Origin of the sequence: Capillimicrobium parvum, assembly GCF_021172045.1 — a bacterium.
GTDB classification, from domain to species: Bacteria; Actinomycetota; Thermoleophilia; order Solirubrobacterales; family Solirubrobacteraceae; genus Capillimicrobium; species Capillimicrobium parvum.
This window is the reverse complement of sequence record NZ_CP087164.1, coordinates 5,734,238-5,760,942: the sequence shown is the minus strand read 5'-3', so window position 1 is coordinate 5,760,942 and position 26,705 is coordinate 5,734,238. Positions and strand designations below refer to the sequence as shown.

Sequence of the window (26,705 nt, the reverse complement as noted above, 5' to 3'; positions counted from 1 at the left end):
CGGCCGCGCGCGAGAGCCCGCGCGCGGCCGCTCGCGTCGAGCGGTGCGGCGGCTCACGCGGCCGCCGCGTGCAGGTCCTTGTAGACCCCGGCGCCGTCGGGCTCCCCCTGGAGGATCTCCTGAAAGAACGCGGTCACGACGCGGACCGCCTCGTCGGGCACCTCGAGCAGGTCGGCGTGGCCGATGTCGGGGAACTCGTGCAGCCGCGCCCAGTCGGGCACGCGCTCGGCGATCTGGCGCGCGCTGTAGCCCGACGGCGCCAGGTCCGGCGGGGTCATGATGTCGCGCGAGCCGTTCGTCATCAGCAGCGGCCGGCGGATGTCGCCGATGAGCGGCTCGAGGTCCATGGCCTCCATGGCCAGACACGCCTGGCGCACGGTGTAGGGCGAGTTCGCGCTCACGATCCGCGTGACGTTGTCGAAGACGTCCGGGTGCTCCTCGATGAACGCCGCGCCGACCGCCTGGATCGTCAGCAGCGCGCAGAAGTCGTCGAGCGGCAGCGCCTCGCACTGCTGGCGCCAGTTGCGGAACATGACGCGCCGGTACGTGTCGCAGCGCGCCATCCCGCAGTCCGCGCACGACGCGATCGTGCGCTCCGGGTATTTCGCGGTGAACGCGATCGCGATCATCCCGCCCATCGACGTGCCGTGGGTCAGCACGCGGTCGAGGCCGAGCGCGTCGAGCAGCCCGGCCCCCTCGTCGGCCCAGTTCTCGATCGAGTACGACGTCAGCGGCTGCGTCGAGCGGCCGTAGCCGGACGCATCGAAGCTCAGCAGGCGGAAGTTCTCGCGCATGCCGTCGTTGACCATGTCGAAGTTCTGGCGGCCGAACAGCGACCCGCCGAACTGCAGGATCACCGGCTTGTCCTCGGGGCCCGTGAACTCGTAGTAGAGCCGCACGTCGCCTACGTCCGCAAACGGCATCAGGCGTTCTCCTTCGCTTCGGTTGACCGCGCACGCAGCTCCGCGCGCAGGGCATCGGTGGCCGGCGCGTCGACCGCGCGGCCGTCGATGACCACGCCGTAGACGTCGCGGGCCTGCTCGATCGAGATGAGCTCGTCGAGGCAGTTGTCGAGCACGAGGGCCGGGTCGCGGTCCAGCGGGTCGCCGTAGCCGCCGCTCGTGACGCCCTCGATGACCAGCCGCTCGCCCGCGGCGAAGCGGTGGGCGTTGACCTTCGAGTACAGGCGCTCTTGCGTGCCGTCGTTGCGGACGTGCCAGAAGCGGCCCGGCCGCCCGGGCGTGCCGCCGAACACGCCCGGCGGCGGGTCGATGTCCGCGTGGCGCTCGGACTCCGTCGTCACCTGGGCCGGCGTCAGGAACGCGTAGTCGCGCACGGCGCTCGTGCCGCCGCGCCACCTGCCGTGCCCGAACTCCCGCTCGATCAGCTCGTAGCGGTGAAACCGGAACGGCAGGTGCATCTCGAGGTCCTCGATCGGCTGGTTGCGGATGTTGGCCGACAGGCAGTCGACCGCGTCCATGCCGTCCTTGCCGGGCCGCCCGCCGTAGGAGCCCTCGTCGACCTCGATCGTGATCCAGTAGCTGCCGTCCGGATACGTGCCGCTCATGTACATGCCGTTGAGCTGGGCCGAGTTGCCCGCCGTCGTGCGCTCGGGCATGACGGGCGCCAGGGCCTGCAGGATCAGGTCGGCGACGCGGTTGATCGGGTTGAAGCGGATCTGCGTCGCGGCCGGGAACCTCGGGTTGAAGATCGTGCCCTCGGGGGCGATGACGGTGATCGGCCGGAAGCCGCCCGAGTTGCCGGGGATGTACTTCTCCGACAGGAACGTGTCGAGCAGGAGCGTGCGGAACAGGCTGTAGACGCCGACGCACGTCGAGCCGCCGTACGGCGTGTTGAGCGCGTTGGGGCGCTGCGGCGGCGACTCGGACAGGTCGACGGTCACCGAGTCGCCCTCCACGATCACCTTCACGTTGATGCGCTCGGGCTGGTCGCGGTGGATGCCGTCGTCGTCGAGCCAGCCCTCGGCCGCGTACGTCCCGTCGGGGATCTTCGCGATCTCCGCCCGCAGCATCCGCTCGGAGTAGTCGATGAGCTCCTCGGAGTACGACTGCACCGTGTCCCAGCCGTGCTTGGCGACCAGCTCGCTGAAGCGGCGGACGCCGTGCTGGGCCGCGGCGACCTGGCAGGAGATGTCCCCCATCACCTCGCGCGGCGCGCGGGTGTTGTCGGTGAAGAAGAACCACATGTTGTCGTCGCGCACGCCCTCGCGGTAGAGGAACGTCGCGTTGAAGATGCGGCCCTCGGCGTACATGTCGAACAGGTCGATCGTGCCGCCCGGCTGGGCGCCGCCGATGTCGAGGTGGTGGGCGGTGTTCGCCGAGAACGCCACGAGCTCGCCGTCGACGAAGATCGGCGCGATGATCGCGATGTCGAGCGAGTGGCTGGCCCCGAGGTACGGGTGGTTGTGGGCGAGCACGTCGCCGGGGCGCAGCTCGATGCCGCGCTCCTCGATCGTCTGCAGCATGCCCTTCGTGTAGGCGACGAGCGAGCCGACGTGAAACGGCGTGTTGTCGGACTCGGCGATCTCCTCGCAGCGCGTGTTCAGCAGGGCGCAGCCCATGTCCTCGGACTCGCGGATCAGCACGGAGTACGAGCTGCGGATCAGCTGGTGGGCCATCTCCTTGGCGATCGAGTCCAGCTCGCCGCCGATGATCTGCAGCAGGACGGGGTCGACGTCGCGGCTCATCGGCTCGTCTCCTCGGTCGTCGTCAGGCGGATGGTCCCGTCGGGCCGGACGTCGCCGGTCCACCCGGGCGAGATCACGACCGTCGAGTCCATCTCGTGCACCACGGCAGGGCCGGGGAGCCGGTTTCCCGCGCGCAGGCGGTCGCGCGCGTAGGCGGCGACCGACTCGCGGCGCGGGCCGCCGGCGCCCGGGAACACCATCTCGGTCATGCCGGTGAGCGCCTCGGAGGCGTCGAGCCCGCCCTCCGCCACGGCGGTGTGCGGCCGCGTGGAGATCTCCGCCGTCGCCGTGACGCGCAGGTTGATGATCTCGATGGGGTCGCCGCGGAACTCGAAGCCGTACTCGTGGTGGTGCTGGCGGTGGAAGCTCTCGGCGATCTGCCGGCGCCAGTCGTCGCCGAGCTCGTCGCAGGAGGCGGCGAGCTCGTAGCCCTGGCCGGCGTAGCGGCAGGCCGCCTCGCGGCGCAGGACCGGGGTGAGGCCGGCATGGCCCTCGAGCCGGGCGCGCAGCTCGTCCTCCATCGCCGCGAAGCTCGCCTCGAGCTCGTCCCGGTCGGCCTCGTCGAGCATGCGCCCGACGGTGCGGACGTTGTCGTACTTCAGGTCGGTGGCGAGCAGGCCCATGGCCGACGTGATCCCGGGCGCGGGCGGCAGCAGGATCGTCGGGATCTCGAGCTCGGCGGCGATCTCGCAGGCGTGCAGCGGACCCGCGCCGCCGAACGCGACGAGCGCGCACTCGCGCGGGTCGTAGCCGCGACGGATCGAGTGCACGCGGACCTCCCGCACCATGTTCGCGTTGACGATCGCCAGGATCGCCAGCGCGGCCTCCTCGGCGCCCATCCCGAACTCCCCGGCGATGCGCTCCACGGCGGCCCGGGCCGCGCCGGCATCGAGCGGCAGGCGGCCCGCGAGGAAGTTCGCCGGGTCGATGCGGCCGAGCACGACGTGCGCGTCGGTGACGGTCGGCTCGGTGCCGCCGCGCCCGTAGCACGCGGGGCCGGGGTCGGCGCCCGCGCTGCGCGGGCCGACGTTGAACGCCCCGCCGACGTCGCGCCAGGCGATCGACCCGCCGCCGGCGCCGATCGCCGTCACGTCGAGCTTGGGCGAGAGGATCGGATAGCCGCCCATCGCGCTGTCGCGCGGGTTGAGCTCGAGCAGCCGCCCGGGGATGACGGAGATGTCGGCCGACGTGCCGCCGATGTCGAGTGTGATGAGCTGCTCGTGGCCGTTGGCGCGCCCGACGTGCCGGCCCGCGATGACCCCGGCCGCGGGACCGGAGAGCAGCACGTTCACGGCGCGGCTCGCCGCCTCGGCGATCGCCGCGACGCCGCCGTTGGACTGCATGACGTGGATCGGGCAGCGGACGCCCGCGTCGCGCCAGCCGCGCTCGAGGCGCTCGAGGTAGCGGCGCACGCGCGGCTTGAGGTACGCGTTGACCGCCGTGGTGGTGAAGCGCTCGAACTCGCGGAACTGGGCGATGACCTCGTGCGAGAGCGAGACCTCGGCCTCGGGGAAGTGCTCGGCGATCAGCTCGCCCGCCCGCTGCTCGTGCGACGGGTTGAGGAACGAGAACAGGAAGCAGACGCAGACCGACTCGACGCCCCAGTCGCGCAGCTCGCGGATGGCCTCGACGGTGCGCTCCTCGTCGAGCGGGATGGCGACCTCGCCCGGCGGCACGATCCGCTCCGGCACCGCCTTGCGGTGCTTGCGCTCGACCAGCGGCCAGCGCTGATACGGGATGTCCTGCATGAGCGAGAAGTTGTGTGGCCGCTGGTGGCGGCCGATGTGGATGATGTCCCGGAAGCCCTCGGTCGTGAGCATCCCCGTCCGTCCGCCGTCGTGCTCGAGCAGCGCGTTCGTGGCGACCGTGGTGCCGTGGAGGACGAGCTCGATGTCGCCCGGGGAGATCGCCGCGAGCTCGCAGATCTCGAGCGTGCCCTGCACGGTGGCCCGGGCCGGGTCGTCCTTCGTGGATGGAAGCTTGTGGACGACGACGCCCGATTCGAGGCCACCGAGGATGATGTCGGTGTTCGTCCCGCCGACGTCGACGCCGAGGCTGATCACGCAGGTCTCTCCTTGGTGGCTCGTACCGGGCCGGTCGCGCGCGCCGCCGCCCGGCGCCCGCGGCTGCATCATAAACCGAAGGGACGTAAGTTTGACATTAGACCTTCACCCCGGTTCGATGGGCTCCATGTCCACTGAGTCCCAGCCCCTGACCGCCGCGCTGCGCGACGCCGCGCTCGACGCGCTGGTCGGCGCCCTGCGCGAGGCGCTGGACGTCGGCCGGTGCACGCTGCGCCTCGACCGCCCGGGCGAGACCTTCCCCGTCGTCCACGAGTCGCGCGCCCCCGGGGTGGGGACGCTGATCGGCGAGACCACCGTGGTGCTGACCGGCCAGCCGGTGGTCGAGGCCATGCTCGCGGGCGTCCCGCAGGTCGTCCAGGACGACTGCGCGACGGCGTCCGACGATCCCGCCTTCCAGCGGATGCTCGGCGTCTACGGCGGCATGGCGTCGCAGATCGTCACCGCCGTGCGCGTCGACGGCGAGCTGCGCGGCATCGTCTCGCTGCACCAGCTCGGCACCGCGCGGCGGTGGACGGCCGCGGAGACGGAGGCGGCGGCCCGCGGCGCCGGCCTGATCGGCGCCGTCCTCGCGGAGGCGGCGCGATGACGGTGCACCGGCTCGCCGTGGAGCGCACGCGGTCGATCCTCGACGACCCGCAGGGCGCCCACAACCGGCTGCATCCCGGCGTGCCGCCCGTGTTGACGATCGACCCGGGCGACGAGTTGGAGGTCGAGTGCCGCGACGGCATGGACGGCGAGCTGCTGCGCGCCGGCTCGTCGGCCGCCCTCGCGCACATCGGGCTCGACGCCAACCACTCGCTCACCGGTCCGGTGGTCGTGCGCGGCGCGCAGCCCGGCGACGTCCTCGCCGTCGACATCCTCGAGGTGCAGCCGGATCCCGAGGGGGCCACCGCGGTCATCCCCGGGTTCGGCCTCCTCGCCGGCTACTTCGACGCGCCCTTCCTTGTGCGCTGGCGGATCGCCGACGGGGTCGCGCGCAGCGACGACCTGCCGGGGATCGCCATCCGTGCGCGCCCGTTCCTCGGCGCGATCGCGGTCGCCCCGTCGGCGCCGCTGCTCGCCCAGGCGCGCGAGCGCGAGGCGGCGCTCGCGCGCACCGGGGCGATGGTGCTCGGTCCCGAGCCGAACGCCGCCGTGCCGGGCGGCGCGATCGGCGCCGAGGGGCTGCGCACCATCCCGCCGCGCGAGAACGGCGGCAACCTCGACATCCGCCAGCTGACCGCGGGCAGCCTCCTGCTGCTCCCGGTGCACGTACCCGGGGCGCTGCTCTCGCTGGGCGACATCCACGTCGCGCAGGGCGACGGCGAGTCGTGCGGGACGGCGATCGAGGCCTCGGGCATCGCGCGCGTGCGCGTCGACCTGCGCGCGCCGGGCTCGGGCGGCTGGACGCCCCGCTTCCCCGCCTTCGAGCACACCGAGGAGCCCGCGCCGCGACCGCGCCGCTGGTTCGCCACCACCGGCATCCCGCTGACCGACGACGGCGAGAACGCCGGCCTGGACCTCCGGCTCGCGGCCCGCCGCGCGCTCGAGGAGCTCGTGGGGTGGCTCGTCGCCGAGCGGGGCCTGCGCGCCGAGCAGGCCTACGTGCTGGCGAGCGTCGCCGCCGACCTGCGCATCAGCCAGGCCGTCAACGTCCCGAACGGGATGGTCTCGGCGCTGCTGCCGCTCGACGTGTTCGAGGGCTGACGCCGCTCAGGCGGTCGCCCGGGCCGCGACCGCCGCGCACACCGCCGTGCCGACCTCGGCCGTGGATGCGCTGCCGCCCAGGTCGGTCGTGCGCCGCGCCGGGTCGGCGACCGTCTCGCGCACGGCCTCCATGAGCGCCGCGCCGGCCTCCTGCTCGCCGGCGAACTCGAGCAGCATGGCGGCCGACCAGATCTCCGCGATCGGGTTGGCGATCCCGCGCCCGGCGATGTCGGGCGCCGAGCCGTGGATGGCCTGGAAGAGGCTCGGGCTGCGGCGCGTCGGATCCAGGTTCGCGCTCGGCGCGAGCCCCATGCTCCCGGCGATCGCCGCGCCGAGGTCGGTGAGGATGTCGCCGAACAGGTTGCTCGCCACGACGACGTCCAGCGAGTCCGGCCGGCTGACCATCCGCGCCACGAGCGCGTCGATGAGGCAGGAGTCGTGCTCGATGTCGGCGTAGTCGGCCGCCACCTCGGCGAAGACCTCGTCCCACAGCGGCATCGCGTGGCGCAGCGCATTGGACTTCGTCGCGCTCGTCACCCGGCGCCGGCCCGCGGCGCGCGCGTGCTCGAAGGCGTAGCGCACGATCCGCTCGATCCCCGAGCGCGTGAACACCGAGGTCTCGACCGCCACCTCGGCGGGCCGGTCGCGGTGCACCCGTCCGCCCGCGCCGCCGTACTCGCCCTCGGTGTTCTCGCGGACGAAGACCATGTCGACCGACTCGGGCGGCACGTCGGCCAGCGGCCCGCGCACGCCGGTCAGCAGCTGCGCGGGGCGCAGGTTCACGTATTGGTCGAACGCCTGGCGCAGCGCGAGGATGAGCCCCCACACCGTCACGGTGTCGGGGATTCGCGGGTCGCCGACCGGGCCGGCGAGGATCGCGTCGAACCCGGCAAGGCGCTCCGGGCCGTCGTCGGGCATCACGTGCCCGTGCTCCAGGTAGTGCTCGGAGCCCCACGGGAAGCTCTCGGCGGCGATCCGCAGACCGCCGTGCGACGCGGCGGCGGCCTCGAGGGCCGCGACCGCCTGGGGGATGACCTCGGGGCCGATCCCGTCGCCCGGGATGACGGCGATGTTGAGCTCGCGCACGGCGGCGATCCTACCCGGGGGACGCGATGTCCGACTTTCGCGCCTCGGGCCGCGTCCTCCGGCGCGCCGCGCTCAGCCGTGGATGCCGGCCGTGAAGCCGCCGTCGACCGCGAGCGTCGCGCCGGTCACCCAGCGCGCCTCGTCGGAGACGAGGTACACGAACGCGTCGGCGATGTCGCGCGGGACGCCGAGGCGGCCGAGCGGGTGCAGCGCCTCGACGCCGGTGCGCGCGGCCGCCGGGGCCTCCTGCGCATCCAGGTAGCGCTCGAGCATCGGGGTCGCCACGAAGCCCGGGGCGACGGCGTTGACCCGGATGCCGTCCTTCGCGCCGTCGAGCGCCATGCACCTCGTGAGCATCACGACGCCGGCCTTCGCCGTCGCGTAGGCGGCCTGGCCCGGCGTCCCCCACTGCCCGGCGACGGAGGCGGTGTTGGCGATCGCGCCGCCGCCCGACTCGCGCAGGTGCGGCCACGCCGCGCGCGACACGAGGAACACCGACTTGAGGTCCACGGCGAGCGCGCGGTCCCAGTCGTCCTCGGCGAGCTCGTGGACCGCGCCGACCATCGGGATGCCCGCGTTGTTGACGACGACGTCCAGGCCGCCCATCTCGGCGACGGCCGCCTCGATCGCCCGCTGCACCGCGGCCGCGTCGGTGACGTCGGCGACGTGGACGCCCTGGCCCTCGACCTCGCCCGCGTCCCGGTCGACCGGCGCGACGCGCGCGCCCTCCTCCCGGCAGCGCGCGACGACCTCGCGCCCGATTCCCGACGCCGCGCCGGTCACGACGATCCGCTTGCCCGAGAGCCTCATGGCCGCCCTCCTCCTGCCGCGTTCCCGCGCAGGGCCGGGAGCACCTCGCGCGCCAGCAGCCGCAGCGAGCGCAGCACGTGCTCCTGCGGCATCCCCGGCCACTGCACGCGGCAGATGACGTGGTCCGCGCCGAGCCGGTCGACGTGCTGGGCCAGGATGGCCGTGCACGTCTCCGGCGATCCGAGCACGAACCTCCCACCCGCCGTCAGCTCGTCGAACTCGCGCCGCAGCGTGTCGGCCGGCGGCAGCACCTCGCTCTGGCCCCAGTCCACGTAGGCGTCGTACTTGCCCTTCAGCCACGGTCGCGCCGCCTCCATCGCCGCGGCGTCCGTCTCGGCGACGCAGACCTCCTTGATCACCGGCGTGCAGGCCGAGGGCGGCAGCCCCGCGGCGGCGCGCTCGGCGCGGAAGATCTGCATCTGGCGTGCGAGCTCGTCCAGCCGCGTGTGCGGGTTGACCATCCACGCGTCGGACAGCCGCGCGGCGCGCGCGACGGCGCGGTCGCCGTTGGCGGCCATCCAGATCGGCGGCGGGCGCTCGGGCACCAGCGCGAGGCGCGCGCCCTCGAGCGCGTACCCCGGGCCGGAAGCGGTGACGGACTCGCCGGCCAGCAGCCGGCGCACGACGTCGAGCTTGGCCTCCAGCACGGCGGCGCGGCCGGGCCCGAGGCCGAAGGCCGCGTTCTCGGCGGCGCGGTAGCCGATGCCCACGCCGAGGACGTGGCGCCCGCCGCAAATCGCATGCAGCGTCGCCGCGTTCTCCGCGACCTCCACCGGGTTCAGCAGCGGCAGCAGCACGATGCCGGTCCCGACGATCATCCCGTCGGCCGAGGCGGCGAGCCGGGCCAGCAGCGGGATGCTCTGGAACATCGCGAAGGGGTCGGAGAGGAAGTGCTGGCCCGCGAACACGGAGGCGAACCCCAGCTCGCGCGCCAGCTCGACCTGCTCGAGGTGCTCGCGGATCGCCTCGGCGGGGTTGCGCTGGGGCGGGTGCTGGCCGGAGACGAACAGGCCGAGCTGGATCCGTGCGCCGGTGCCCTCCATCTCAGACCCGGAGGACGAACGGGTCCTGGACGTCCTCGGAGAGCTCGATCCACACGCTCTTCGTCTTCGTGAACGCGGTGATCGCCTCCATCCCGTTCTCGCGGCCGAAGCCGCTGAGGCCCGAGCCGCCGAACGGCGACAGCGGCGAGACGGCGCGGTACGTGTTGACCCAGATCGTGCCGGCGTCGAGCGCCCGCGCCATGCGGTGCGCGCGCTTGACGTCGCGGGTCCAGACCCCCGCGGCCAGCGCGTACGGCGTCGCGTTGGCGATGCGCACCGCGTCGGCCTCGTCCTCGAACGGGATGACGGCGAGCACCGGCCCGAAGACCTCGGTCTGCGCGATCTCGCTCTCGGGGGTGACGTCGGTGAGGACGGTCGGCGCGTAGTAGAGCCCGCGGCCGAGCGCCGGGTCGTCGGGGATGCGGCCGCCCGCCGCCAGCGTGGCGCCCCCGGCGACCGCCCGCTCGACCGCGCCGGCGATCCGCTCGCGCTGCGGGGCCGTGGCCGCCGGGCCCATCTGCGTGTCGGGCGCGGTCGGGTCGCCGAGGCGGATCGCCTCGGTGCGCGCCACGATCCGCGCGGAGAAGTCCTCGGCGATCGTCCGCTGCACGAGCAGGCGCGAGCCGGCGATGCAGGTCTGTCCGGACGCGGCGAAGATCCCGGCGAGCACGCCGGCCTCGGCCGCGTCGAGCTGGGCGTCCTCGAAGACGACGTTGGCCGACTTGCCGCCGAGCTCGTAGGTCGCGGGCGTCAGCCGGTCGGCCGCGGCGTGGCCGATGGCCCGGGCGCTCTCGGGTCCGCCGGTGAAGGCGATGTGGTCGATGCCCGGGTGGCCGGTGAGCGCGGCGCCCGCGCCCGCCCCCGTCCCCGTGATCACGTTGAGCACGCCGGGCGGGAAGCCCGCGCGCTCGAACAGCTGCGCCAGCTCGATCAGCGACGCGGACGTGTACTCGCTCGGCTTGGCCACCACCGCGTTGCCGGCCGCGAGCGCGGGCGCGAGCTTCCACGTGGCGAGCAGCAGCGGCGAGTTCCACGGCGCGATCGCGGCGACGACGCCCACGGGCTCGCGCACGGTGAAGTTCATGACGCTCGGGAAGTCGATCGGCGGGACGCTGCCCTCGATCTTGTCGGCCAGCCCGCCGAAGTAGCGGTACCAGCGCCCGAGCGCGTGGGCCTGCGCGCTGGTCTCGCGCAGCAGCTTGCCGTTGTCGCGCGTCTCGATGCGGGCCAGCGCGTCGGCCTCCTCCTCGACGAGGGCAGCGAGGTCGGTCAGCAGGCGCCCGCGGGCGGACGCCGTGAGACCCGCCCAGGCCGGGTCGCGCAAGGCGGACCGGGCGGCGGCCACGGCGCGGTCGACGTCCTCGGGCGTCGCATCCGGGATCCGCGCCCACGTGTCGCCCGTGGCCGGGTCGACGCTGTCGAGGGTGCGGCCGCCCGAGGCGGGCACGGACTGCCCGCCGATCACCATCTGGTACTCGGTCACGGCGCTGGCGCTCATGGGCAGGTTCTATCACCCGCCGCCGCGCTGCATCAGACCGAAGTTCGACTTACACTTAAACCTCGCATGCCCAGTCGCGCACGCGGCCCCAGGGCGCGCCCATTGCCGCAACCTGACGAGAGGTGGAGTGAATGTCGGACTTCAAGATCGACTTCGGGCTTTCGGGGCGCGTCGTCGCGGTCACGGGCTCGGCGCAGGGCATCGGCCAGGGCGTCGCCGCCGCGGCGGCGGAGGCCGGGGCCGACATCGCGCTCATCGACCTCGACGAGGGGCGCCTGGCCGACACCGCGGGCCTCGTCGAGGCGACGGGGCGCCGCGTCCTCAGCCTCGGCGTCGACGTGGGCGACCGCACGGCGGTCATGGCCGCGTTCGAGCAGATCGTGGGCACGCTCGGGCGCGTCGACGGCGTCGTGAACTGCGCGGCGGTCATCAGCGAGAACGTTCCGGCCGAGGAGGCGTCCGAGGAGGACCTCGACCTCCTATGGCGCGTCAACGTGAAGGGCAGCCTGTTCACCGCGCAGGCCGCCTTCCCGAACATGCGCGCCCGCGGCAGCGGCTCCATCGTGAACCTCGCCTCGCAGGCGGCGATCCTCTCGCTGCCCCACCAGGTCGTCTACACGGCCACGAAGGGCGCGATCGCGGCGATGACCCGCAGTCAGGCGATCGACTGGGCGCCGCACGGCATCCGGGTCAACGCGATCGCCCCGACGTTCGTGTGGACGCCGATGGCGGAGCCGATGCTGCGCATCCAGCAGGTCCACGACGCGTCGGTCAAGCGGATCCCGCTCGGGCGCATCGGTCAGCCCGAGGACATCGCCGGGGCCGCGGTCTTCCTCTGCTCCGACGCCGCGTCACTCATCACCGGGCACCTCCTGCCGGTTGACGGCGGCTGGACGGCGGGCGAGCCCGGGCTCGACCTCTAGGGCAAGCCGGCGGTCGCGCGCCGCCCGCCCGGCGCGGGCCGCGGCGCGCGCCGGCGCGATGCTCACCACCGCGACGCCGGCGATGACCAGCCCCATGCCCGCGAGCACGATCCCATCGGGCGTGTTGCCGTAGGCGACCTCGACGACGACCGCGACCACCGGCGCGAGGAACTGCCACGCGCTCGCGCGTGCCGCCGGGATGGCTCGCAGCGCCGTGAAGTAGGCCAGCGACGCGATCGCCGAGCTGCCGATCGCGACCCAGGCGATGGCGCCCCACAGGTCCGCGGAGCCCCAGTCGGTGTCCCCGATGTCGCCGTAGGCGAGCGCCAGCGGGATGAGCGCGATCCCGCCCACGAGGTGCTGGACGGCGGCGAAGCCCTTGAGGTCGGTCTCCGGATAGCGCGTGGCCGTGGCCTTGACGATCAGGGTGCCGACGCCGAACCCGGCCCCAGAGGCCAGCGCGATGCCCATGCCGAGCGCGAGGTCGCCCGTGCTGGCGTCGCCGCCGAGCTGGGAGGAGACCATCACCACGACGCCGACGAACGCCGTGACGAGCCCGATGACGCCCCAGTTGGCGATCCGCTCGCCGAGGAACGCGCGCCCCAGCAGCAGCACGAAGAACGGGGTGGTGTTGACGAGCACGGCCGCGTTCCCGGCGCCGGCCAGCGTGGTGCCCTCGGCGATGCCCTCGAACGTGAGCGTCACCATCAGCAGGCCCGAGAGCGCCGCCCACGCCAGCGTTCGCCCGCGCGGGATGCTGCCCCGCACCAGGGCCGTGACGGCGAGCAGCACGAGCGCGGCCGGCAGGGCGCGCAGGGTGGAGAAGACCACCGCCGAAGCGTGCTCGGTGCCGACCGCCGTGGCATGGAACGCGCTGCCCCAGAAGAAGACGGTGACGCCGAGCAGGACGTAGGGGACGGCGGCAGCGGGACGGCGGCTCATGGGGCTCCTTGCCTGGTTGCGCGGATTCGGTCCCGGCGCGCCAGCCCGCGCTCGAGGAGGATGCCGAGGCCGACGCCCCACAGCATCGGGTTGCCGATCAGCTGGGCGGTGGCCGACAGCGAGTCCTGCAGCGGTGTCCAGGCGATCGAGGGCGCGAGGGCCACCGCGGCGACGAGGCGGGCGCGGCCCCCGAGGACCCACACCCGGCCGAGGGTGATGGCGACGAGCGACACCATCATGAAGCCGAGCAGCGCGGCGGAGACGGTCAGCGGCAGCGCGGCCACGAGGCCGAGGAACGGCTCCACGAACGCCAGCCCCATCACGATCAGCGCGGCCAGCGCGAGCGCGGCGCGCCGGCGGTTGGCCAGCAGCCGCACGATCGGCACCGAGTCCAGGCGCGCCACCGTGCCGAGCACGTTCCCGACCGCCGCGCCCGCCACCTGCGCGACGCCGTGGATGGCGAGGCCGCGGCGCCCGGCGTCCGGTGCGGGCACGGTCCCGTACGAGTCGGCCGCGACCTCGATGGCGGCGATCTCGTTGAACGCGACGAGCAGCGCCGCGATGAGGAACGGCGCGATGACCCCGGCGCCGAAGTCGGGCGACCCCCACGGCATGAGGTCCGGCGTGGCCAGCCCACCGGCCAGCGAGGTGTCCGGGATCCCGGAGATCGCGAAGGACACCGCGGTGCCGGCGAGCAGCGCGCCGAACAGCGCGTACTGGCGCAGCACGGGAATGCCCTGTAGGACGAGGCCGGTGACGACGACGGCGGCGGCCGCGGCCCACGCGGGCGCGGTGCCGAGCGGATGGGCCGAGCTCGCCGCGACCGCGCGCTCGGCCGTCGCCGGGATCACCGCCACGCACACGACGAGCACGAACACCATGCCGGTCAGCGGCGTCATGAGCGGCCGCAGCAGGCGATCGAAGCGCAGCAGGCTCAGCGCGACGATCGCCGCGCCCGCGACGATCAGCCCGCCGGTCACGCCGGCCAGGCCGTGCCCGCCCGCGGTGATGACGACGATCGCCGCGAGGTACGCCGCCGACGGGCCCTCGTAGAGGAGGCCGCGGTAGCCGGCCGCGACCTGCGCCAGCGTGGCCAGGCCGAGGGTGAACATCGCGGAGAACACCAGCGTCCGCGTGTCGGCCGCCGGGACGTTCGCGAGGTCCCCGGCGACCAGCCAGAACCCGAACGCCGACGGGATGACGGCGACCACCCAGAGGACGGCCGCGACCACGTCGCCGAGGCCCGGGGCGGGGGCCCACGGACGCATCCTTCCCCGGCGCGCGGACCCGGCGCCGCTGATGACCCTGGTGACGCTCAATGGTGTCGATGCGCTGCGAGACTCTTGCCACAGCACCCTTGCGGCCCATACGATAATCGCGTTTGTATGCAAAGGCATACAAAGCGCCGGAGCGGCACCATCGAGCCCGAAGGGAACAGGAGACAGGGTTGATTGAACCGGGCAACATGTTTGCCGCACCAGCCTCGGTATCGAGCAGCGAGGAGGCCTACGACGCCATCCGGCGCGCCATCCTCGACGGGACGCTGCGACCCGGCGAGCGCATCATCGAGCAGCGCCTCGCCCAGATGCTGGAGGTCAGTCGCACACCCGTCCGCGAGGCGCTCCACAAGCTCGAGCGCGAGAACCTGGTCGCCCGCTCCGGGCGCGGGATGGCGGTCCAGACGTTCTCCGCCGACGAGGTCTTCGACATCTACGACCTGCGCGCCCACCTCGAGAGCTACGCGGCCCGCCGCGCCGCCAGCCGCGCCACGCCGGCCGAGCTCGCGGAGATGCGCGCGGTGCAGGACCAGCTCGTCGAGGTCGCCGCGCGCGAGGAGACCGACGACCTCGAGTGGCTGCGCCAGCCGGCGCGCCTGAACCAGCAGTTCCACATGCTCGTGGTGCGGGCGTCGCGCAGCGCGCCGCTCGAGCGCATGATCGTGGGCGTCGCCCAGACCCCGCTGATCTACAAGGCCTGGCTCTGGTACGGCGCCGACCAGAAGCACCGCTCCGGCGACGAGCACGCGCGGCTCATCGAGCTGCTCGCCGCGCAGGACGCGAAAGGTGCCGAGGAGTGCTGGCGCAACCACATCGAGTTCGGCCGGGACTTCCTGGCCGAGCGCCTGCTGGCCCAGCAGGCGCGCGGAGACGCCGGCTTCTGACCGGCGCGATCAGGCGAGAACACCGGACGGGAGATGCGATGAAGGCGGTTCGCTACCACGAGTACGGCAGCGCGGACGTTCTGCGCTACGAGGAGGTCGAGCGCCCTGAACCAGGGCCCGGAGAGGTCCGCGTGCGGATGGCCGCATGCGGGGTCAACCACTTCGACGTCGACCTGCGCGCCGGGATCTCGCGCTGGCCGCTGCCGCTGCCCCACCAGCTCGGGGTCGAGTTCGCCGGCGAGGTCGACGCGGTGGGCCCCGGCGTCGAGCACCTGGCCGTCGGCGACCGCGTGTGGCCTCAGCACGAGGTCGAGTGCGGGCAGTGCCGCCACTGCCGCGCCGGCCGGCCGAACCTCTGCGACGACGCGAAGATGTTCAGCGTCCAGTACCTCGGGGGCTACGCCGAGTACGTCGTCGCGCCCGCGCACGCGACGCACAAGCTGCCCGACGGCCTCTCCTACGAGGCGGCGGCCGCGGGCCAGGTGGTCTTCACGACCGCCTGGCACATGCTCATCAACCGCGGCCGGCTCGAGCCCGGCCAGACCGTCGTCGTCCAGGCCGCGGGCAGCGGCATCGGCCACGCGGCCGTCCAGATCGCCGCGCTCGCGGGTGCGCACGTCATCGCCACCGCGGGCGCCGGCCACAAGCTCGACCGCGCGCGCGAGCTCGGCGCCGACGAGACGATCAACTACAACGAGGAGTCGATCACCGAGCGGGTGCTCGACATGACCGACGGCGAGGGCGCGGACCTCTTCATCGAGCACGTCGGCGGCGACCTGTTCATGGACAGCCTGAAGGCCCTGCGCAAGGACGGCGCGCTGGTCACGTGCGGCGGCCACGCCGGGGAGACGCCGCCGATCGACATCATCGAGCTCTTCCGCAACGAGTACCGGGTGATCGGCTCGCGCATCGGGACCCCCGCCGAGATGCAGCTCACGATGCGGCTCATGGGCGAGGGCAAGCTGACCCCGGCGATCCACGCGGCGATCCCGCTGGCCGAGGCGCCGGAGGCGCACCGGATCATCGAGCGCCGCGAGCAGACCGGAAAGGTGGTGCTGGTCCCGTGAGAAGCCCGGACGACTACGTGTCGCGCTACACGCGCGACGTCAGCCTCGACCCGCGCACGACCTGCCTGGTCGTCGTGGACCTGATGTACGCGACGGGCCACCCGGACTACGGGCTCGGCCGGCTCCTGCGCGAGCAGGGCCGCTTCGAGGAGGCCCGCTATCGCTTCGAGCGCATCCAGCAGCTCGTCGTGCCCAACACGCTGCGGCTGCTCGAGTGGGCGCGCGCCAACGACATGCGCCGCGTGTTCCTCACCTACGGCTCCGAGGTCGAGGACTACAGCGACCTCGGGCCGCAGATGCTCGGCATCTGCAAGAACACCCGCAACCGCAAGGGCCTGCGCGAGCACGAGCTGCTCGACGAGCTCGCGCCGCAGCCGACCGAGCGCGTCATCAACAAGATCACCCCGAGCGCGTTCACGTCGAGCCCGATCGAGCTCATCATGCGCACCTACGGCGTCGAGGACCTGGTCTTCACGGGCGTCTCGACGAACATGTGCGTCGAGGGCACGATGCGCGACGCGGCGGACCGCGGCTTCGGCTGCGTCCTGGTCGACGACGCCTCGGGCGCCGACGCGCCCGAGTACCACGAGGCGGCGTGCGTGGTCCTGCAGCGCCTCTACGGCCACGTGATGCAGACCGACGACGTGCTCGCGCGCCTCGAGGGCGCGCTCGCGCCGACCGGCTGAGCGCGGCGCCGGAACGCGCCGCCGGGACGCAGCGCCCCGGTCGTTCACCGGGCGACGTCCGGCTGTCCGTGCCCGCTGAGCGGGCACGAGCGGCCACACGTCCGCGCGTGGAGCGGAGCCGCCCGCGCCACTGGAAGGGGCCGCGCCGATGCGCTACGAATATACGACTGCATGCAACCGTATACAAAGGCCGGAGGGCGCCAGGTCAGCGCCTCGATCCGCGCCGTGCAGGGCGAGAGGAAGACGGGATGCTGAGAGTTGGGATCGACGTCGGCGGCACCTTCACGGACCTGATGCTGGTCGACGACGACGACGGACGCGTGACGGTCCACAAGGTGCCCAGCACCCCGGCCGACCCCTCGCGCGCGACCATGACCGGCCTGGCCGAGCTCTGCGAGTTCGGCGGAGCCCGGCCGGGCGACCTCGACCAGCTGCTGCACGGCACGACGGTGGCGACGAACATCGTCCTCGAGCGCAACGGCTCGAAGACCGGGATGATCACCACGCGGGGCTTCCGCGACATCATCTACATCGGTCGCCACCGCCGCCCCAAGACGTTCTCGATCTACCAGGACCTGCCGTGGCGCGAGCCGACGCTCGTCGACCGCCGCCACCGCCTGCCCGTCACCGAGCGCATCGTGCCGCCCGGCGACGTCCGCGTCCCGCTCGACGAGGACGAGGTCCGCGAGGCGGCGCACAAGCTGCGCGAGGCGAACGTCGAGGCCGTCGCCGTCTGCTTCCTCTTCTCGTTCCTCAACCCGGCCCACGAGCGGCGCGTCAAGGAGATCCTCGAGGACGAGCTGCCCGGCGTGCACCTCTCGATCAGCCACGAGGTCGTCCCTCAGCACCGCGAGTACGAGCGCTTCTCGACCACCGCGCTGAACGCCTACATCGGGCCGAAGACCAGCCGCTACCTGCACAACATGCACGACGCGCTGCGCGACCTCGCGCCCGACACGGACTTCCACCTGATGGCGTCCAACGGCGGCACGCTGACCGTCGACGGCGCCGCGTCGCGGCCGGCGCAGCTGCTCATGTCCGGACCGGTCGCGGGCATCGTCGGCGGCATCGCCGCCGCGCGCTCGGCCGGCTACGACAGCGTCATCACGCTCGACGTCGGCGGGACGTCGGCCGACATCGGCGTCGCGCCGGACGCGAACGTCCGCATGAAGCACCTGTACGACACGAACCTCGGCGGCTACGAGGTGATGGTGCCGATGGTCGACCTCGACACGATCGGCGCCGGGGGCGGCTCCCTGGCCCGTGTCGACGCCGGCGGCCTGCTGCGGGTCGGCCCGCAGAGCGCGGGCGCCGACCCGGGCCCCGTCTGCTACGGCCGCGGCGGCACCGAGCCGGCGGCGACCGACGCCCAGGTCGCGCTCGGGCGCATGCGGCCGGAGGCCAGGCTGGCCGGCGGGCTGGAGCTGCAGACCGACGCGGCGCGCGCGGCGATCGCGCGCCTGGGCGCGGGGCTGGGCCTGGACCCGACCGAGACGGCGATGGGCATCACCCAGATCCTCACGCAGAACATGGTCAACGCGATCAGCGTCAACAGCGTGCAGAAGGGCTTCGACCCGCGGGACTTCAGCCTCGTCGCGTTCGGCGGCGGTGGGCCGCTCTACGGCGCCGACATCGCGCGCGAGCTGTCGGTGCCGCGGGTCATCGTCCCGCTGCACCCCGGCATCACGTCGGCCATGGGCCTCCTGGACTCCGACCTGAAGTACGAGTCCCAGCGCACGGTGATGGTCGACTCCCCGGACGCCGACCCGGCCGCGCTCGAGCAGGTCTTCACGGAGCTCGAGGCCGAAGGCCGCGCCGCGCTCGACGCAGACGACGTCGCCCACGAGGACCGCCTCTTCCAGCGCTGGGCCGACTGCCGCTACGTCGGGCAGGCCTACGAGCTGCTCGTCCCGGTCCCGCCGGGTCCGCTCGACGCCGAGGCGATCACGCGCCTGGCCGAGGAGTTCGAGCAGACCCACGAGCGCGAGTACTTCTACCGCTTCCCCGAGAAGCCGGTGCAGATCGTCCACCTGCGCTCCTACGCGATCGGGCTCATGCCGTCCGTCGAGTTCACGCCGATCGCCGAGGGCGGCCCCGAGCCGCCGGACGTCGCGGTCGTCGACCGGCGCCCGGTCGTGTTCTTCGCCGGCGGCGCGACCGGCGAGCACGACACGCCGTTCTACGACCGCGAGCGGCTGCTCGCCGGCAACGTGCTGCACGGTCCGGCGATCGTCGAGCAGCTCGACTCGACCACCGTCATCCCGCCGGGCATGGACGCGCGCGTGCTGCCCGACGGGGCCATCGTCATCGACTGCCTGCCCGAGGAGCCCCGCGCATGACCGAGCACGCGACGAGCGGCGAGACCCGCATCGACCCGATCACGCTCGGCGTCCTCGGCGGCGCCTTCCAGGCCATCGGCCTCGAGATGGGCCACGCCCTGAAGCGCATGGCCTACTCGCCGGCGGCCCAGCAGGTCGAGGACCTCGGCGGCGGCCTGTTCACGGCCGACGGCCGCGAGATCTGCGAGTCGGACACGACGCCGATGCACATCGGCTCGATCCCCGCCTACATCCAGGGCTTCATGCGCCGCCTCGAGGGCAACGTGAACCCGGGCGACATCATCATCCACAACAACCCGTACCACGGGGCCTCGCACTCGCCGGACCTCTGCGTCGCGATCCCGATATTCGATCCCGCCCACCCCAACGAGCTGCTGGCCTGGTCGGCGTCCACCATCCACCTCTCCGACACCGGCGGCGTGTTCCCCGGGATCGCCATCGACGTCCACGACGTGTGGGCCGAGTCGAAGATCTACGACTCGCTCAAGCTCTACGAGAACGGCGTGCGCAACGAGCAGCTCTGGCAGTTCTTCATCGACAACACGCGCACGCCGAGCTACGTGATCGGCGATACCGAGGCGATGATCGCGGCGGGCAAGCTCGGCGAGAAGCGCTTCCTCGGCCTGCTCGAGCGCTACGGGCGCGAGACGGTCATGGACGCGGTCGAGGAGTTCCTCGACTACTGCGAGCGCATGATGCGCGCCCAGATCGAGGCGGTCCCCGACGGCACGTGGGAGGCCGAGGGCTGGCTCGACGACGACGGCCGCAACCGCGGCGAGCCGCTCTACGTCCACACGAAGATCACGATCGAGGGCTCCGACATCACCGTCGACCTCTCGAAGTCCTGCGACAACGTGCCGACCGGCTTCAACGTGCCGTTCGGCGGCAGCGTGCTGCCCGGCATCTACACGGTGATCCGGTCCGTGTTCCTCGACGAGGCCACGTTCACGGACTTCATCCCGCAGAACGACGGGATCTTCCGGCCCATCAAGGTCATCGCGCGCGAGGGCAGCATCTTCAACCCCGAGTTCCCGCGCTCCGCGCTGTCGCGCGTGTGCCCGATCCTGCGCGCGTCCGACGCCGCGATCCAGGCGCTGGCGGAGGTCGTGCCCGACCGCGTGGCGGCGGGGTCGAGCTCCATCGGCGTCGGGGTCTACACCGGCTACATCCCCGAGAAGTCCGAGTACTGGGTCCACGTCGAGATCAACGAGGGCTCCTACGGCGGGCGCTGCGGCAAGGACGGCATCGACGCGATCGACGTGCTCACGGTCAACTCGCGCAACACGCCGATCGAGGAGACCGACTGGCTGTTCCCGCTGCGCACCGAGCGCTACGAGCTGCGCGACGTGGAGCCGGCGCCCGGGCAGTGGCGGGGCGGCATCGGGATCATCCGCTCGAACACGTTCGTCGAGGGCGGGGCGTTCACGTCGGAGACCGACCGCGCCTACGAGCCGCCGCCCGGGCTGTTCGGCGGCGGGACCGGGCACACGCTGCGCCTGTACCGCATCGACCCCGAGGGCGCCGAGCACCCGCTCGAGTCCAAGCAGACGAACTACTCGATGGACGCCGGCTCCACGCTCGTGTGGGAGCAGGCCTGCGGCGGCGGCTACGGCGATCCGCTGCGGCGCGACCCCGAGGCGGTCCTGCGCGACTACCTCGACGAGTTCATCAGCGCCGACGGAGCGCGCGAGGGCTACGGCGTGGTGATCGACGAGACGGCGGAGGCGGTGGACGCCGCCGCCACGGAGCGCCTGCGGGCGCAGCGAGGAGGCAACCGATGAGCTTGCGGTATCCCGAGTCGATCGAGGTCGTCGAGGTCGGTCCGCGCGACGGCCTGCAGAGCCTCCCGCGCGTCGTTCCGACCGCCGACAAGCTGCGCATGATCGAGCTGATCGCCGATGCCGGCTTCCGCACGATCGAGGTCACCGCGCTCGTGCGGCCCGACGTCGTGCCGCAGCTCGCCGACGCCGACAAGCTGCTCGCGCGGCTGCCGCGCCGCGACGGCCTCACCTACCGCGCCCTCGTCGCCAACCGCCGCGGCGCCGAGCGGGCCGTCGGCAGCGGGCTCGACCAGGTGCTGGGGCTCGTCTCCTGCAGCGAGGCGTACAGCCTGCGCAACCAGGGGATGTCGGTGCAGCGCAGCCTCGAGGAGATCCGCGCCGCGCACGACATCTGCGTCACGCACGACATCGGGTTCACCGCGGGCATCGCGCTCGCGTTCTTCTGCCCGTACGAGGGCGAGACGCCCCTGCACCGCCCGCTGGCGATCGCCGACCAGCTCGTGGCCAACGGCATCGACCGCCTCTACGTCGCGGCGAGCATGGGCATGGCCGACCCGGCGCATGTCCACCGGCTCTGCTCGGCCATCCTCGACCGCCACCCGCGGCTCTCGCTCGGGCTGCACCTGCACGACACGAACGGCATGGCGCTCGCCAACGCGCTCGCCGCCATGGACGCCGGCGTGCGCTGGCTTGAGGGCTCGATCTGCGGGATCGGCGGCGGCATCGCGATGCCGGCGAGCATGCTCGAGATCGGCAACGTCGCGTCAGAGGACCTCGTCTCGATGCTCGAGGCGATGGGCATCCACACCGGCGTCGACGTCAGCGTGCTGCACCACGTCGGCTGGGAGATCGCCGAGCTGCTCGACATCGAGCCGCGCGGGCGGTTCCTGCGCGCCGGCACGAAGGACGACCTGCTCGCCCGCGACGGGGCGCTGCCGGTGCGCCGACGCGGCGCCAAGCCAGTGCGGCGCTGACGCCCGCGGCCACCACCATCTCCGAAGGAGACCGCATGCGGATCAAGTACATCGTGCCGTTCCCGTTCGACGAGGTCGGCCTGGCCAATCGCGCCGCCCAGCTCCCGGACGAGCTGCGCACGCCGGGCGTCGAATACGAGTTCGTCCCGGTGCGCAACTCCTGCCACAACGCCGACAGCGCATACGAGCTGCTGATCCTCGACGCCTACATCGCCGAGGCCGGGCTGAGCAGCGAGGAGGAGGGCTACGACGCGGTCGTCATGGACACCGTGTCGGACTCCGGGCTCGCCGCGCTGCGGTCGCGGCTGACCATCCCGGTCCTCGGGCCGGGCCTCGTGCAGCAGCACGTCGCCGCGATGCTCGGCAGGAAGTTCTCGATCCTGACGATGTGGGAGCGCTGGCGCCCGCTGTACGAGAAGACGATGACCGACTACGGCACGCGCCACTACTGCGCCTCCATCCGCTCGATCGGGGTGCGGCCCGACCAGGAGCAGCTGCTGGCCGGCAAGGAGGAGGTCGTCTTCGCCGCGCTCGAGCGCGAGGGCCGGGCGGCGATCGAGGACGACCACGCCGACGTGCTGCTGATCGGCTCGACGACGATGCACCAGTCGGTCGAGCACCTGCGCAGGACGCTCGGCGTGCCGGTCATCAACCCGGGGCCGCTGGCCATCAAGATGGCGGAGATCTTCGTCACGCTCGGGCTCACGCACTCCAAGCAGGCGTTCATGTCCCCCGAGGTCGTCCAGGACGAGAAGCTGCACTCGCTGATGGCCGCCGCGACGGGCTGATCGCCGCGCCGTGCGAGTGGACCGCCGCGTCACCGCGGGGCTCGCGCTGTCGGTCGGGGCGATGTCGGCCAGCACGTTCGGCACGCTCGGCTTCGCGGCGCTGGCCCCGCTGGAGCGCGACGAGTTCGGGCTGTCGACGTTCGCCGTCGGCAGCCTGACGGCGCTCGTGTTCCTCGGCGCCCTCGCCGCGTCGAACCCGGCGGGGCGCCTGACCGACCGCGCCGGCGCCGCGCGCACCCTCGCGGGGTCCCAGGTGCTGCTGGCGTGCGGCATCGTGATCGCCGCGGCGGCGCCGGCGGCGTGGATCTTCCTCATCGGCGTGGCGGTCGCCGGGCTCGCCTACGGCGGGGTGAACCCGGGCACGAACGTGCTCGTCACCTTCTCGGTGCCGGCCCGTCATCGCGGTCTCATCATGAGCGTCAAGCAGACCGGGGTGACGCTCGGCGGGCTGGCGGCCGGGGCGATCCTCCCCTCGGTCGCGGGCGCGACGAGTTGGCGCGTCGCGCTCCTGCTGCCGCTCACGACGCTGCTGATGACAACCGCCGGTGCGATCTGGCTCGGGTCACACCGGCGCACGAGCTGGCTCGACGAGCATGGGCGCGAGGCCGGCGCGGGCCGGCCGCGCAGGGCGCCGGCGGTGCCGGGACCGGCGCCGACCGCGCTGTTCGGGTTCGTCATGGCCGGCGTGCAGCTGGCGTTCGTGGGCTACCTGGCCGTCTACCTCGTCGACCGCCAGGGCTTCTCGCCCGAGAAGGCGGGCGCGGCCCTGGCCGTCGGCTTCACCGCCGGCACGATCGGCCGGATCGCGTGGGGCATCGCGTCGGACCGCTGGTTCGCCAGCCGCGCCACCGCGCTGGGCCTCGCCGCGGGCGGCGGCGCGCTCGGCCTGGCGATCGTCGCGGCGGGCGCGAGCGGCTGGATCCTGTGGCCGACCCTCGCGCTCGTCGGGTTCTGCACGATCGGCTGGAACGGCGTCTACCTGGCGCTCGTGGCCGACGCGAGCCGGGTGGGCGAGCTGGGCCGGGCGACCGGGCGGATGCTGATGTCGCTGTACGCCGGCGTGGTGTGCGTGCCGCCGCTGCTCGGGCTCCTGCACGACGTGACCGACTCGTGGCCGCTGACCTGGACCGTCGGGTGCGCGGCGGTCGCCGGCGTGTGCGCGGTCATGATCGGCGCCCCGCGGCGAGCCGCGGGCGGCGCGGCCGTCACACCGGCGGGCGCGCCCGGTGCCAGTCGGTGACCTGCTGCAGCGCGTGTCCGCAGCGCAGCGCGACGGCGTCGCGGTACGGCGCCGCGGCGAGCTGAACCCCGGTCGGCAGGCCGCTGCAGTCGAGGCCGCTCGGCACCGAGACCGCCGGCATCCAGGCCAGGCTCCACGCGTAGGTGAACCGGGTCAGCTGGGCGGTCGTCGCGATCATCTCCGCGTCGTCGATGCGCGGCGCCGTGGCGTTCGTGGTCGGCGTCAGCAGGATGTCCACGTCGTCGAAGACGCGCAGCATCCGCACCCGCCACTCGCGCATGCGCACGATCGCCTCCGCGACGTCCGCGCCGGAGATGGCGTGCCCGAGCTCCAGCCGGCGGCGCACGTCCTCGCCGAACCGCCCGGGGTCGGCGTCGAGGCGCTCGCGATGCAGGGCGAGCGCCTCGGCGCGGATGAGCTGCGTCGCCGCGTCGACGGCATGGTCGGCCCCGGGCACGTCGATCTCGCGCAGCTCGGCGCCGAGGCCGGCCAGCACGTCGCCGGCGGCCCGCGCGTTGCGCGCGATGGCGGGCTCGACGTCGTCGAAGAAGAACGTCGTCGGGAGCCCGATGCGCACCCCGGCGAGGGTGGGCGAGCCGTAGTCGAGCCACGCGAGCGGGTCCTCGTAGGCGTGCTCGATCGCCCACGGGTCGTCGCGGTCGTAGCCGGCGATGGCGGCGAACACGTGGGCGACGTCCTCGATCGCGCGCGCCATCGGGCCGACCGTGTCCAGCGAGGCGCTGATCGGGAACGTGCCGCGGTTGCTGACGAGCCCGTAGGTCGGCCGGAGGGCGCTGACGTTGTTCAGCGCCGCCGGGATCCGCACGGAGCCGCCCGTGTCCGTGCCGAGCGCGGCCAGGCACTGGTCGGCGCCCAGCGCCGCGCCCGAGCCGCCGCTCGAGCCGCCGGGCACGCGCTCGGGATCCCAGGGGTTGCGGCAGGCCCCGTAGTGCGGGTTGTTCGTCGTCGCGCCGTAGGCGAACTCGTGCAGGGTCGTCTTGCCGACGATCACGGCGCCCGCGGCGCGCAGCCGCCGCGCGACCTCGGCGTCGGCGTCCGGCACCCGGCCGCGGAACCAGTCCGAGCCCCGGGTGCCCGGCACGCCGGCCACGTCGATGTTGTCCTTCAGCGCGACCGGCATCCCGGCGAGGCGGCCGAGCGGCTCGCCCTGCGCGCGGCGCTCGTCGACAAGGCGGGCGTCCGCGCGCGCCAGCTCGCTCGTCACGGTGATGTAGGCGTTCGTGACCGGCTGCAGCGCGTCGATGCGGGCGAGCACGGCGTCGGTCAGCTCCACCGCGGAGACCCCGGCCCGGCTCGCCGGCTCGTCGACGAGCCGGCGCAGGTCCTGCGGCGACAGCGTCACGCGGGCCCGCCGCCGCCGCTCGCGCGTCCCAGCGTGCGCAGGTGCTCGACCGTCGACAGCGCCCCGATCTCGATGTGCTCGCGCATGCAGGCGGCCGCCGCGGCGGCGTCGCGGCGCTCGATGGCGGTCATGACCCGCTCGTGCTGCGCGAACGACAGGCCGGCACGGCCGGTCAGCCACACCGCGCGCATGGGGATCGCCTGCCAGAGGCGCGCGATGAACTCCTGGAGATAGCGCGAGTCGCTCGCGGTCCAGATCGCGCGGTGCCAGGCCGCGTTGAGCTCGGCGGCATCGGTGCGCGAGTCGTCGGCGAGGGCGGCGGCCAGCTCGTCGTGCAGGCGGCGCATCTCGGCGATCTGCTCGTCGCTCGCCTGCCGGACGGCCTGCTCGGTGGCCAGCGGCTCGAGCAGGACCCGCAGCCGGTAGACCTCCTCGGCGTCCTCGGGCGAGTACTCGGCGACGGCCATCCCGCGGTGGGGGTGATGGATGACGAGCCCCTCGGCCTGCAGCAGCCGCAGCGCCTCGCGGATCGGGGTGGGGCTCATCCCGAGCTCGGTCATGAGCTCGGCCACCCGCAGGTGCTCGCCCGGGTGATAGCGCCCGTTCTCGATCTCCTGGCGCAGCGTGCGGAAGGCGACTTCGGTCTTGGTGACTGATCGGTGGGCGGACACCATCTCGAGGGGCTCTGGCGGACGACGATACAAGCGCGGCGCCGCCCGCCCGGCCGCGGGCGCGGATCGCTCAGTACGCCGTACCGGCGTCCTGCGCCTCCGCGGCGGCGGCCACCATCGCCCGCACGACGGCGAGCTTCTCGACGTTCGGACGGGGGTAGGCCGTGCGGCTCTGCGTCAGGCCCAGGCCGATCAGCGCCTCGGCGAGCTTGTAGGTGAGCGGCCCGGGGTTGATGACCGGCACCGGCAGGTTCGCCACGAGGTGCGCATGCGCCTGATGCATGGTCGTGGATCCGAGGCAGATGACGTCGGCGCCGTCCTCGACGCAGCGCAGGCCGGCCTCGACGAGCTTGGGGAAGACGTCCTCCTCCTTGCCGCCGAGCAGGTTCTCCACGTCCGGGGGCACGTTGATCGAGCGCATCGACGCGCACAGATGGGTGAGCCCGTACTCCTGCAGGCCCTTCTTGTAGAGGGCCAGCCAGCCGTCCCACTGCGTCAGGACGGAGAACTTGTGCCCGAGCATCAGGGCGGTGAGGAACGACGCCTTGCCGGGGGCGATCACCGGGATGTCGAGCACGGAGCGCAGCGCGTTGGCGCCCGAGTCGCTCATCGTGTCGATGCAGATCGCGTCGAAGCCCTCCTCGGCCGCCTCGACGCCGGCCTCGAGCATCCCGAGGTCGGCGAGCACGTAGTCGTGATAGCTGTCGTAGAGGGCCGGTCCCGCCTTCAGCGGCTTGTACGTGACCTCCATGTCCGGCCCGAGCACGACCGACTCCTGCTGCGTGCGCCGGTTGACGAGGCCCGTCTCATCGAAGGGGAAGGGGACGAGGACACACACGCGGGGCATACGCCGCTC

At 73.1% G+C, this 26,705-nt stretch carries 23 protein-coding genes; 11 read left to right on the top strand and 12 right to left on the bottom strand.

Features of this window, described 5'->3' with window-relative positions; translation table 11 throughout:
* Positions 1-53: 53 nt before the first annotated feature.
* From DSM104329_RS27860 to DSM104329_RS27850, 3 genes are read right to left on the bottom strand one after another with little or no spacing between them, the layout of a single operon-like run.
* The gene (locus DSM104329_RS27860) at positions 54-923 is read right to left on the bottom strand and encodes an alpha/beta fold hydrolase (protein WP_259313139.1); all 870 of its coding nucleotides are present in this window, start codon (positions 921-923) and stop codon (positions 54-56) included.
* Positions 923-2,707: a hydantoinase B/oxoprolinase family protein gene (locus DSM104329_RS27855; protein ID WP_259313138.1), complete on the bottom strand. Its 1,785-nt coding sequence runs from the start codon at positions 2,705-2,707 to the stop codon at positions 923-925. The genes DSM104329_RS27860 and DSM104329_RS27855 overlap by 1 nt, the downstream gene beginning before the upstream one ends.
* Positions 2,704-4,770 (bottom strand): hydantoinase/oxoprolinase family protein, encoded by a 2,067-nt coding sequence (locus tag DSM104329_RS27850; protein ID WP_259313137.1) that lies wholly within the window; start codon positions 4,768-4,770, stop codon positions 2,704-2,706. The genes DSM104329_RS27855 and DSM104329_RS27850 overlap by 4 nt, the downstream gene beginning before the upstream one ends.
* Before the next feature lie 127 nt (positions 4,771-4,897).
* Here DSM104329_RS27850 and DSM104329_RS27845 point away from each other — a divergent pair, with 127 nt between their 5' ends.
* Together DSM104329_RS27845 and DSM104329_RS27840 are read left to right on the top strand one after the other, a co-directional pair.
* Complete coding sequence (locus DSM104329_RS27845) at positions 4,898-5,377, top strand: GAF domain-containing protein (RefSeq protein ID WP_259313136.1); 480 nt, start codon at positions 4,898-4,900, stop codon at positions 5,375-5,377.
* Positions 5,374-6,477 carry an acetamidase/formamidase family protein gene (locus tag DSM104329_RS27840; protein ID WP_259313135.1) on the top strand — a complete coding sequence of 368 codons (1,104 nt, stop codon included), beginning with the start codon at positions 5,374-5,376 and terminating at the stop codon, positions 6,475-6,477. Before DSM104329_RS27845 ends, DSM104329_RS27840 begins: the two co-directional genes overlap by 4 nt.
* 6 nt (positions 6,478-6,483) lie before the next feature.
* Here DSM104329_RS27840 and DSM104329_RS27835 read toward each other — a convergent pair whose 3' ends face one another.
* The 4 genes from DSM104329_RS27835 to DSM104329_RS27820 all read right to left on the bottom strand — a co-directional run bounded on the left by DSM104329_RS27835 (position 6,484) and on the right by DSM104329_RS27820 (position 10,914).
* Positions 6,484-7,563 carry a tartrate dehydrogenase gene (locus tag DSM104329_RS27835; protein WP_259313134.1) on the bottom strand — a complete coding sequence of 360 codons (1,080 nt, stop codon included), beginning with the start codon at positions 7,561-7,563 and terminating at the stop codon, positions 6,484-6,486.
* Between the two features lie 72 nt (positions 7,564-7,635).
* Positions 7,636-8,373, bottom strand: a complete 738-nt coding sequence (locus DSM104329_RS27830) for an SDR family NAD(P)-dependent oxidoreductase (RefSeq protein WP_259313133.1) — start codon at positions 8,371-8,373, stop codon at positions 7,636-7,638.
* The gene (locus DSM104329_RS27825; protein ID WP_259313132.1) at positions 8,370-9,416 is read right to left on the bottom strand and encodes an LLM class flavin-dependent oxidoreductase; all 1,047 of its coding nucleotides are present in this window, start codon (positions 9,414-9,416) and stop codon (positions 8,370-8,372) included. Before DSM104329_RS27825 ends, DSM104329_RS27830 begins: the two co-directional genes overlap by 4 nt.
* A gap of 1 nt (position 9,417) precedes the next feature.
* Positions 9,418-10,914 carry an aldehyde dehydrogenase gene (locus tag DSM104329_RS27820; protein WP_259313131.1) on the bottom strand — a complete coding sequence of 499 codons (1,497 nt, stop codon included), beginning with the start codon at positions 10,912-10,914 and terminating at the stop codon, positions 9,418-9,420.
* A gap of 131 nt (positions 10,915-11,045) precedes the next feature.
* Here DSM104329_RS27820 and DSM104329_RS27815 point away from each other — a divergent pair, with 131 nt between their 5' ends.
* A complete protein-coding gene (locus DSM104329_RS27815; RefSeq protein WP_259313130.1) occupies positions 11,046-11,837 on the top strand; it encodes an SDR family NAD(P)-dependent oxidoreductase in 792 nt (263 codons plus the stop codon).
* On the opposite strand, the gene DSM104329_RS27810 is transcribed toward DSM104329_RS27815, so the two are convergent.
* On the bottom strand, positions 11,766-12,779 hold the full coding sequence (locus DSM104329_RS27810; protein WP_259313129.1) for a DMT family transporter: 1,014 nt from the start codon (positions 12,777-12,779) through the stop codon (positions 11,766-11,768). The genes DSM104329_RS27815 and DSM104329_RS27810 overlap by 72 nt on opposite strands.
* Positions 12,776-14,011, bottom strand: coding sequence for a solute carrier family 23 protein (locus DSM104329_RS27805; RefSeq protein WP_259313128.1), 1,236 nt, complete (start codon positions 14,009-14,011; stop codon positions 12,776-12,778). The genes DSM104329_RS27810 and DSM104329_RS27805 overlap by 4 nt, the downstream gene beginning before the upstream one ends.
* 233 nt (positions 14,012-14,244) lie before the next feature.
* Here DSM104329_RS27805 and DSM104329_RS27800 point away from each other — a divergent pair, with 233 nt between their 5' ends.
* The 8 genes from DSM104329_RS27800 (at position 14,245) to DSM104329_RS27765 (ending at position 23,815) form a co-directional block, all read left to right on the top strand.
* Entirely contained in the window at positions 14,245-14,940 is a 696-nt protein-coding gene (locus tag DSM104329_RS27800) for a GntR family transcriptional regulator (protein WP_259313127.1), read from the top strand.
* Positions 14,941-14,978: 38 nt separating this feature from the next.
* The gene (locus tag DSM104329_RS27795; RefSeq protein WP_259313126.1) at positions 14,979-16,007 is read left to right on the top strand and encodes a zinc-binding dehydrogenase; all 1,029 of its coding nucleotides are present in this window, start codon (positions 14,979-14,981) and stop codon (positions 16,005-16,007) included.
* On the top strand, positions 16,004-16,693 hold the full coding sequence (locus DSM104329_RS27790; RefSeq protein ID WP_259313125.1) for a cysteine hydrolase: 690 nt from the start codon (positions 16,004-16,006) through the stop codon (positions 16,691-16,693). The genes DSM104329_RS27795 and DSM104329_RS27790 overlap by 4 nt, the downstream gene beginning before the upstream one ends.
* Before the next feature lie 248 nt (positions 16,694-16,941).
* Positions 16,942-19,032: a hydantoinase/oxoprolinase family protein gene (locus tag DSM104329_RS27785; RefSeq protein ID WP_259313124.1), complete on the top strand. Its 2,091-nt coding sequence runs from the start codon at positions 16,942-16,944 to the stop codon at positions 19,030-19,032.
* Entirely contained in the window at positions 19,029-20,813 is a 1,785-nt protein-coding gene (locus DSM104329_RS27780) for a hydantoinase B/oxoprolinase family protein (protein WP_259313123.1), read from the top strand. The genes DSM104329_RS27785 and DSM104329_RS27780 overlap by 4 nt, the downstream gene beginning before the upstream one ends.
* Positions 20,810-21,787, top strand: a complete 978-nt coding sequence (locus DSM104329_RS27775; RefSeq protein ID WP_259313122.1) for a hydroxymethylglutaryl-CoA lyase — start codon at positions 20,810-20,812, stop codon at positions 21,785-21,787. Before DSM104329_RS27780 ends, DSM104329_RS27775 begins: the two co-directional genes overlap by 4 nt.
* Positions 21,788-21,822: 35 nt before the next feature.
* Complete coding sequence (locus DSM104329_RS27770) at positions 21,823-22,575, top strand: aspartate/glutamate racemase family protein (RefSeq protein ID WP_259313121.1); 753 nt, start codon at positions 21,823-21,825, stop codon at positions 22,573-22,575.
* A gap of 10 nt (positions 22,576-22,585) precedes the next feature.
* Positions 22,586-23,815, top strand: a complete 1,230-nt coding sequence (locus tag DSM104329_RS27765) for an MFS transporter (protein ID WP_259313120.1) — start codon at positions 22,586-22,588, stop codon at positions 23,813-23,815.
* Here DSM104329_RS27765 and DSM104329_RS27760 read toward each other — a convergent pair.
* From DSM104329_RS27760 to DSM104329_RS27750, 3 genes are all read right to left on the bottom strand, one after another.
* Positions 23,781-25,178, bottom strand: a complete 1,398-nt coding sequence (locus DSM104329_RS27760; RefSeq protein ID WP_259313119.1) for an amidase — start codon at positions 25,176-25,178, stop codon at positions 23,781-23,783. The two genes, DSM104329_RS27765 and DSM104329_RS27760, sit on opposite strands and share 35 nt — an antisense overlap.
* Positions 25,175-25,852, bottom strand: a complete 678-nt coding sequence (locus tag DSM104329_RS27755) for a GntR family transcriptional regulator (RefSeq protein ID WP_259313118.1) — start codon at positions 25,850-25,852, stop codon at positions 25,175-25,177. The genes DSM104329_RS27760 and DSM104329_RS27755 overlap by 4 nt, the downstream gene beginning before the upstream one ends.
* Positions 25,853-25,919: 67 nt before the next feature.
* Positions 25,920-26,696, bottom strand: coding sequence for an aspartate/glutamate racemase family protein (locus DSM104329_RS27750; RefSeq protein WP_259313117.1), 777 nt, complete (start codon positions 26,694-26,696; stop codon positions 25,920-25,922).
* Positions 26,697-26,705 lie beyond the last annotated feature (9 nt).

Excerpts from the sequence above, each read along its gene's own strand:
- DSM104329_RS27825 (WP_259313132.1), bottom strand. The coding sequence starts at position 9,416 with ATGGAGGGCACCGGCGCACGGATCCAGCTCGGCCTGTTCGTCTCCGGC.
- DSM104329_RS27775 (WP_259313122.1), top strand. The coding sequence starts at position 20,810 with ATGAGCTTGCGGTATCCCGAGTCGATCGAGGTCGTCGAGGTCGGTCCG.
- DSM104329_RS27750 (WP_259313117.1), bottom strand. The coding sequence starts at position 26,696 with ATGCCCCGCGTGTGTGTCCTCGTCCCCTTCCCCTTCGATGAGACGGGC.
- DSM104329_RS27810 (WP_259313129.1), bottom strand. The coding sequence starts at position 12,779 with ATGAGCCGCCGTCCCGCTGCCGCCGTCCCCTACGTCCTGCTCGGCGTC.
- DSM104329_RS27830 (WP_259313133.1), bottom strand. The coding sequence starts at position 8,373 with ATGAGGCTCTCGGGCAAGCGGATCGTCGTGACCGGCGCGGCGTCGGGA.
- DSM104329_RS27795 (WP_259313126.1), top strand. The coding sequence starts at position 14,979 with ATGAAGGCGGTTCGCTACCACGAGTACGGCAGCGCGGACGTTCTGCGC.
- DSM104329_RS27845 (WP_259313136.1), top strand. The coding sequence starts at position 4,898 with ATGTCCACTGAGTCCCAGCCCCTGACCGCCGCGCTGCGCGACGCCGCG.
- DSM104329_RS27820 (WP_259313131.1), bottom strand. The coding sequence starts at position 10,914 with ATGAGCGCCAGCGCCGTGACCGAGTACCAGATGGTGATCGGCGGGCAG.
- DSM104329_RS27800 (WP_259313127.1), top strand. The coding sequence starts at position 14,245 with ATGTTTGCCGCACCAGCCTCGGTATCGAGCAGCGAGGAGGCCTACGAC.
- DSM104329_RS27785 (WP_259313124.1), top strand. The coding sequence starts at position 16,942 with ATGCTGAGAGTTGGGATCGACGTCGGCGGCACCTTCACGGACCTGATG.
- DSM104329_RS27755 (WP_259313118.1), bottom strand. The coding sequence starts at position 25,852 with ATGGTGTCCGCCCACCGATCAGTCACCAAGACCGAAGTCGCCTTCCGC.
- DSM104329_RS27840 (WP_259313135.1), top strand. The coding sequence starts at position 5,374 with ATGACGGTGCACCGGCTCGCCGTGGAGCGCACGCGGTCGATCCTCGAC.
- DSM104329_RS27860 (WP_259313139.1), bottom strand. The coding sequence starts at position 923 with ATGCCGTTTGCGGACGTAGGCGACGTGCGGCTCTACTACGAGTTCACG.
- DSM104329_RS27815 (WP_259313130.1), top strand. The coding sequence starts at position 11,046 with ATGTCGGACTTCAAGATCGACTTCGGGCTTTCGGGGCGCGTCGTCGCG.
- DSM104329_RS27780 (WP_259313123.1), top strand. The coding sequence starts at position 19,029 with ATGACCGAGCACGCGACGAGCGGCGAGACCCGCATCGACCCGATCACG.
- DSM104329_RS27855 (WP_259313138.1), bottom strand. The coding sequence starts at position 2,707 with ATGAGCCGCGACGTCGACCCCGTCCTGCTGCAGATCATCGGCGGCGAG.
- DSM104329_RS27770 (WP_259313121.1), top strand. The coding sequence starts at position 21,823 with ATGCGGATCAAGTACATCGTGCCGTTCCCGTTCGACGAGGTCGGCCTG.